The organism is Kitasatospora sp. NPDC005748, assembly GCF_040630735.1.
In the GTDB taxonomy this organism is placed as follows: domain Bacteria; phylum Actinomycetota; class Actinomycetes; order Streptomycetales; family Streptomycetaceae; genus Kitasatospora.
Genome location: NZ_JBEXYD010000020.1, coordinates 104,171 through 110,911 on the forward strand (window position 1 = coordinate 104,171; position 6,741 = coordinate 110,911).

The following is a 6,741-nucleotide window of genomic DNA, read 5'->3' on the forward strand; positions in this document are numbered from 1 at the left end:
GTTGCGGGGCCGGCGGGGGCGCCCCTGCGGCGGGCGCCCCGGACGCCGGCGTCAGCCGTTGTCGAGGATCTTCAGCTCGGGGTGCGCGGTGCCGCCCGCGATCGCCGTGGAGGCGATGTGCGAGGCGACCCGCGGGTCGACCGGGTCGTTGGCCGGGTCGTCCAGCACCCGCAGGTGCTCGTAGGTGGTCGAGCGCTGGGCCGGGACGCGGTCGGCGGCCCGGATCAGGTGGATCAGCTCGGTGAGGTTGGACCGGTGCTTGGCGCCGGCCGCGGAGACCACGTTCTCCTCCAGCATGACCGAGCCGAGGTCGTCCGCGCCGTAGTGCAGCGACAGCTGGCCGGCCTCCTTGCCGGTGGTCAGCCAGGAGCCCTGGATGTGCGCGACGTTGTCGAGGAACAGCCGGGCGATCGCGATCATCCGCAGGTACTCGAAGACGGTCGCCTGGGTGGAGCCCTTGAGGTGGTTGTTCTGCGGCTGGTAGGTGTACGGGATGAAGGCGCGGAACCCGCCGGTGCGGTCCTGCACGTCGCGGATCATCCGCAGGTGCTCGATCCGCTCGGCGTTGGTCTCGCCGGTGCCCATCAGCATGGTGGAGGTGGACTCCACGCCCAGGCCGTGCGCGGCCTCCATGATCTCCAGCCAGCGCTCGCCGGACTCCTTGAGCGGTGCGATCGCCTTGCGCGGCCGGGCCGGCAGCAGCTCGGCGCCGGCGCCCGCGAAGGAGTCCAGGCCCGCCTTGTGGATCCGGGTGATGGCCTCCTCGACCGACACCCCGGACAGCCGGGCCATGTGGTCGACCTCGGACGCGCCCAGCGAGTGGATCACCAGCTGCGGGAAGTCCGCCTTGATCGCCGCGAAGGCGCGCTCGTAGTACTCCACGCCGTAGTCCGGGTGGTGGCCGCCCTGGAACATGATCTGGGTGCCGCCCAGCTCGACCGTCTCCGCGCAGCGGCGCAGGATCTCGTCGAGGTCGCGGGACCAGCCCTTGTCGCTCTTCGGCGGCACGTAGAAGGCGCAGAACTTGCACGCCGTCACGCAGACGTTGGTGTAGTTGATGTTCCGCTCGATGATGTACGTCGCGATGTGCTCGGTGCCGGCGTAGCGGCGGCGGCGCACCGCGTCGGCCGCCGAGCCGAGCGCGTGCAGGGGCGCCGAGCGGTACAGCTCCAGGGCCTCCTCCGGGCTGATCCGGCCACCGCCGGCCGCCCGGTCGAGCACGGCCTGCAGGTCGGTGCTGGGCGCATCGAGGGTGGTCGCTGCGAGCTCGGACACCTGGCGGCCTTCTCTCTCTCGGTACTGCTGTGCGTTTCAGTGCTTCCGGGTACGGCCGAACCAGCCTACGCCAGCGCTTTCGCGCGTCGGCGTCAGGCCGCTTTCCGCATCGTCCCGGTCGGGTTCCCGGCCGCCGGATCGGCGGAGGAGAACCGGATCGTGCCGTCCTTCTGCAGGGTGAGCGTCTCCGCGTTGGAGCCGCCACTGCACGCCCCCGGCAGCGAGGAGCGGACCAGCCGGGAGGTGAACACCAGCTTCCCCTCGGACGCCGAGTCCAGCGTCCAGGCGCCCTCGCAGCTGACCGAGATCAGCCCGGTGACGGCGTTGCGGCTGGTGGTGTTCTCCTGTCCGACCGCGGCCGGGCCGATCACCAGCGTGGTGGTACCGGCGGGCAGCCCCTTGTCGGTGGTCATCTCCCCGCGCCAGGTGCCGAGGAAGCCGGCCGGCACGACGCTCGGGCCGCCGGTGCCCGGCGGCACCGGGCCGGGCGGCAGCGTGGTGGAGGAGGAGGTCGTGGACGAGGAGGTGGTGGAGGTCGAACTGGCCGACCAGCTGAACGAGGACGTGACCGTCGGCCCGTCGGTGGGCGGGTGCTCCACCGCCGCCTCGCCCCGGAAGCCCCGGTAGGCGCCGTAGCCGCCGGCCGAGAGCACCAGGAGGACGGCCACCGCGACCAGCGCCGCGTTCCGCACCCGGTGCCCCGGCCGCTCCGGCCCGGTCGGCGCCCGGTCCTGCGGCACGGCGTCGCGGGGCGGATCGTCGTACGACCGGTGGCCGGCCTGCGGGTGACCGGCCTGCGGGTGGCCGGCCTGCGGGTGACCGGCCGGCACCCGGTCGGTCGGGGTCCGACCGCCCGGCAGGTCCGGCGCCGCGGCCGGGCGCCGCGGGGCGCCGGCTCCCCCGGCCTCCACCTCCCCCTCCAGGTCGAGCAGTTCGACCGCGCTGCGGCCGACCCCCGCCGCCAGCGCGGGCGGCAGCCAGCCGCCCCGCCCGAGCCGTACGGTGGCCGCGCCGTCGGCGTCCAGCCGCTCCCGGAGCTGCCACGGGGCCGGGCGGGCGGCCGGGTCCTTGGCCAGGCAGTCCAGCACGATCGGGCGCAGCGGCCCGGCCAGCCCGGAGAGGTCCGGCTCCTCGTGCAGCACCCGGTAGAGCAGCACCGCCACGCTCACCCCCTCGCCGAAGGGCTGCACCCCGGTGGCCGCGAAGGCCAGCACCGCGCCCAGCGAGAAGACGTCGCTCGGCGGCCCGGCCGGCTGCCCGTTCGCCTGTTCGGGCGACATGAAGCCGGGCGAGCCGACCACGTAGCCGGACTGCGTGAAGCCGCTGGTCGCGTCCAGCGCGCGGGCGATGCCGAAGTCGATCAGACGCGGCCCGTCCAGCGTCAGCAGGACGTTGGAGGGCTTGACGTCCCGGTGCACCAGTCCGAGGCCGTGGACATGGCCCAGCGCCTCGGCGAGCCCGACGCCGAGGGTCCGTACGGCCTGTTCGGGCAGCGGGCCGAAGTCCCGGACGGCGGTGCCGAGCGCGGGACCGGCCACGTAGCCGGTGGCCACCCAGGGGTGCTCGCCCTCGGTGTCGGCGTCCAGCACGGGCGCCGTCCAGGCACCGCCGACCCGGCGGGCGGCGGCGACCTCCTGCCGGAACCGCGCCCGGAACTCGGCGTCCTCCGCGAGCTCGCCGCGGACCAGCTTGACGGCCACCGTGCGGCCGCCGGCCGTCCGGCCGAGGTAGACCCGGCCCATCCCGCCCGCGCCGAGGCGCCGCAGCAGCCGGTACCCGCCGACCTGTCGCGGGTCGTCCGCCCCCAGTGCCTGCATCCCGCACGCTCCCCTCGACCGCCCGGCGTCGCCGGCGCCCTCCAGGCACCGCCGACCGCACGGATCTCGCGTGCAGACGCTACCGGGCCGCGCGGGGCGGGAGGGGTGGCGCGGAAGGACCGGCGCACCCCTTCCCCCGCGGTCGGACCTCCCGGCGGGGTCAGACCACCGCCGGTGCCGGCTCCAGCAGCCGGACCGTGACGTCCGGGGCGAAGCCGCTGTCCGGGGCGACCCGGCGGGCGAACTCGGCCATGCCGGCCAGCTGCCGCTCGCCGAGCGAGAAGTCCAGCGCCTCGCTGAAGTAGCGCTCCAGCACCCCGGCGTCGAACTCCTCCCAGCGGGCCGCGTGCTCGGCCACCGCGCCGGCCTCGACCAGTGAGAGGTCGCGGGACTCCAGGAAGGCCCGGTGCACCGCCGCCGTCAGCTCGGGGCTGCGGTCGGCGAAGTCGCGGCGGGCGGCCCAGACGGCGAAGACGAAGGGGAGACCGGTCCACTCCTTCCACATCGCGCCGAGGTCGTGCACGGTCAGGCCCTGGTCGGCCGCCTGTCCCAGGTAGGCCCGCAGCGCCGGGTCGCCGATCAGCACGGCGGCGTCGGCCTCGGCGAGCATCGCGTCCAGGTCGGGCGGGCAGCTGAAGTACTCCGGCCGCACCCCCTCGCGCTCCTCCAGCAGCAGCCGGGCCAGCCGCACCGACGTCCGGCTGGTGGAGCCGAGGGCGACCCGGCGGCCGTCCAGCTCGGCCAGCGGGACCTTGCTGACGATCACGCAGGACATCACCGGTCCGTCGCTGCCGACCGCGATGTCGGGCAGCACCAGCAGCTCGTCCGCGTGCCGCAGGTACTCGACGCAGGTGATCGGGCCGATGTCGAGGGAGCCGCCGACCAACTGGTCGCTGAGCTTCTCCGGAGTGTCCTTGGTGAGGTCGAGATCGAGCAGATTGCCCGTCCTGGCCAGCCCCCAGTAGAGGGGTACGCAGTTCAGGAACTGAATGTGTCCGACCCGCGGCCTGACCGGGGGGTTCTGCCGGGGCTCGTGCGTTTCCGCATCCGGTACCGCCACTGCGCCGCTCCCTTGCTGTTCGTGGGCCTCCAGGCAGGGTATGCCCGCCCTTCCGGAAGCCCCGCACCGGCCTTGCGACACGCCCTGTCCGGCCCGTAAGTCACCCCTGGTCGTCACCGCGACCGCATGCTAGCGTTGCCCTCAGTTGCAGTTTGATTCCCCTTGCAGTACTTGAAGCCTGCGGAGCATGTAACCGCAGGCTTTTTGTAGTTTTTCAGCAATATCGAAAAACTCCGGACCCGTCCGGAGGCAGGGCGATCAGCGCAGCGGACCGGGTGCCACACGGTGTGGCCCCCAATACGTCCCTCGCAAGGAGAACGGCATGGCTCAGGGAACCGTCAAGTGGTTCAACGCTGAGAAGGGCTTCGGCTTCATCGCCCAGGAGGGCGGCGGCCCCGACGTCTTCGTCCACTACTCCGCCATCAACGCGAACGGTTTCCGCTCGCTGGAGGAGAACCAGGCGGTCAGCTTCGACGTCACCCAGGGTCCGAAGGGCCCGCAGGCGGAGAACGTTACCGCTATCTGATCATCCTCTGATGACCTGATCGCTCGGGACCCCTCGGGTCCGCAGACGGCCCCCGCGGCCGTCATCATGAGCACAAGAGCAGTACCCAAGGGGGCCCGGCCAGCTGCCGGGCCCCCTGCCTTTCCCGGCCCGGCGCCGGTCTCGCGGAACCACGCACAGGTGCCCACTCCCGGCGGCCGCGGACCCCTCCGACCCTCTCCCGGCCCTGCCCGGCCCCGTTCCGCCGCCGGTCGACGGCGTGACCGACGGCCCGCCCCGGGACGGCGGGCTCCGGTGCCCGACCGGCACCGCTCGTGGCGACACCGCCTGGAACGTAAAGGTGTTGTCGGACTGTCAGACGTGATCCCTATGCTGTGCTGCCGCCTCCCGGCCCGGTCACCGGTGCCCGGGCGCGCGGCACAGCCGTGAGCCCCGGCACCGCCGGGGCCGTTTCCCCAGGGAGAACGTCATCACCACGCATTCCGGCGCCCGCCGCCGAATACTCACCGCCCTCGGCGCGACGGCGGTCCTGTCCGTCGCGGCTCTGGGACCGGCGCAGGCCGCGCCCGGCACCTCGCCGGCCCCCGGCAAGAACGTCTCCTACCTCGGACACACGTTCACGGTGCCGGCCGACTGGCCCGTGATCGACCTGACGGCCGATCCGACGGCCTGCGTGCGCTTCGACCAGCACGCCGTCTACCTCGGCACGCCGGGGGCCCGGCAGGACTGCCCCGCCCACCTGGTGGGCCGGACCGAGGCGCTGCTCCTGGAGCCCGGCGCCGAGGGCGCCCCGTCCGCCACGACCGTGTCGGAGATCGACCGCGAGGTCCGCGCCACCGCCCCGGGCGTCACGGCCACCGGCGTGTACGGCGACGACCAGGCGCTGGTCCGGACGATCCTCGCCTCGGCCGGGTTCCCGGCCGGCCCGGCGCGGAAGCCGGGTCCGGCCGCGGCGGCGCCGGCCGCGGGAGCGCCCGCCACCGGGTCCGCCGCCGCGACCACGGCCGCCGCGCCCGCGCTGCCGGCCGACGCGACCAGGTACACCGGCAAGGGCTTCGACGCCTGCACCGCACCCGACTCCGCCGCGATGAGCGCCTGGCGCGCCGACTCGCCCTACCAGGCCGTCGGCATCTACATCGGCGGAGCGGCCCGGGCCTGCGCCCAGCCCAACCTGACGGCCGCCTGGATGCAGCAGCAGTACACCGCCGGCTGGCGCTTCCTGCCGGTGTACGTCGGTGCCCAGGCATCGCGGATCACCTCGCCGGCCGCGCAGGGCACCGCCGCGGCCGACGACGCCGTGGCGCAGGCCGCCGCCCTCGGGCTCGGCCCCGGGAGCGTCCTGTACTACGACATGGAGTCCTACAACGTCGCGGCCTACTCCGGGGTGGTCCAGCCGTTCCTCTCCGCCTGGACGACCGAACTCCACGCGCTGGGCTACAACTCGGGCCTCTACAGCAGTGCCGCCACCGGCATGGCGGACCTGGTCGCCACGGCCGCGAGCGGCAAGGGCTACGCCATGCCCGACGCGCTGTTCACCGCGCGCTGGAACGGTGTCGCGGACACCGCCGACCCGGCGCTCCCGAGCACCGCCTGGGCCGGGCACCAGCGGGCCCACCAGTACGACGGCAACGCCACCGAGACCTGGGGCGGCGTCACGATCGGCATCGACCGGGACTACCTCGACGTCCAGGTCACCACCAGGCCGACCGGCAAGCCCACCCAGACCGGCATCTACCGCCCCGCGAGCCAGACCTTCGCGCTGGCCGACAGCGTCGGCAACCTCACCCACGCCGCGCCGTTCGGCTCGGCGAACGACATCCCGCTCACCGGGCACTGGAGCGGGCCGGGCCGGGACACCATCGGCATCTACCGGCCGGGCGACCGGGCGTTCTACCTGACCAACGACAACGCCAACGTCACCTTCTCGGTCCCGTTCGGCGACACCGGCGACATCCCGCTGGTCGGGGACTGGAACGGCGACGGCAAGGACACCATCGGCATCTACCGGCCGGGCGACCGGGCGTTCTACCTGACCAACGACAACGCCAACGTCACCTTCTCGGTCCCGTTCGGCGACACCGGCG

Annotated in this window: 5 protein-coding genes; 2 read left to right on the top strand and 3 right to left on the bottom strand. The window is 73.7% G+C overall.

The window, feature by feature from the left end; translation table 11 throughout:
* Positions 1–51: 51 nt before the first annotated feature.
* The 3 genes from mqnC to ABZ495_RS17650 form a co-directional block, all read right to left on the bottom strand.
* Complete coding sequence (mqnC, locus tag ABZ495_RS17640) at positions 52–1,275, bottom strand: cyclic dehypoxanthinyl futalosine synthase (RefSeq protein ID WP_329489229.1); 1,224 nt, start codon at positions 1,273–1,275, stop codon at positions 52–54.
* Positions 1,276–1,367: 92 nt separating this feature from the next.
* Positions 1,368–3,092, bottom strand: coding sequence for a serine/threonine-protein kinase (locus ABZ495_RS17645; RefSeq protein ID WP_359836692.1), 1,725 nt, complete (start codon positions 3,090–3,092; stop codon positions 1,368–1,370).
* Between the two features lie 160 nt (positions 3,093–3,252).
* A complete protein-coding gene (locus tag ABZ495_RS17650; protein ID WP_359836694.1) occupies positions 3,253–4,152 on the bottom strand; it encodes a menaquinone biosynthesis protein in 900 nt (299 codons plus the stop codon).
* Positions 4,153–4,474: 322 nt separating this feature from the next.
* Here ABZ495_RS17650 and ABZ495_RS17655 point away from each other — a divergent pair, with 322 nt between their 5' ends.
* Together ABZ495_RS17655 and ABZ495_RS17660 are read left to right on the top strand one after the other, a co-directional pair.
* Positions 4,475–4,678, top strand: a complete 204-nt coding sequence (locus ABZ495_RS17655) for a cold-shock protein (protein ID WP_057227626.1) — start codon at positions 4,475–4,477, stop codon at positions 4,676–4,678.
* Positions 4,679–5,279: 601 nt separating this feature from the next.
* On the top strand, positions 5,280–6,741 hold a 1,462-nt coding region (locus ABZ495_RS17660; RefSeq protein WP_359836696.1), incomplete at its 3' end, for a DUF1906 domain-containing protein.

Coding starts and splice junctions, on each gene's coding strand:
- ABZ495_RS17645 (WP_359836692.1), bottom strand. CDS start 3,092: ATGCAGGCACTGGGGGCGGACGACCCGCGACAGGTCGGCGGGTACCGG.
- ABZ495_RS17655 (WP_057227626.1), top strand. CDS start 4,475: ATGGCTCAGGGAACCGTCAAGTGGTTCAACGCTGAGAAGGGCTTCGGC.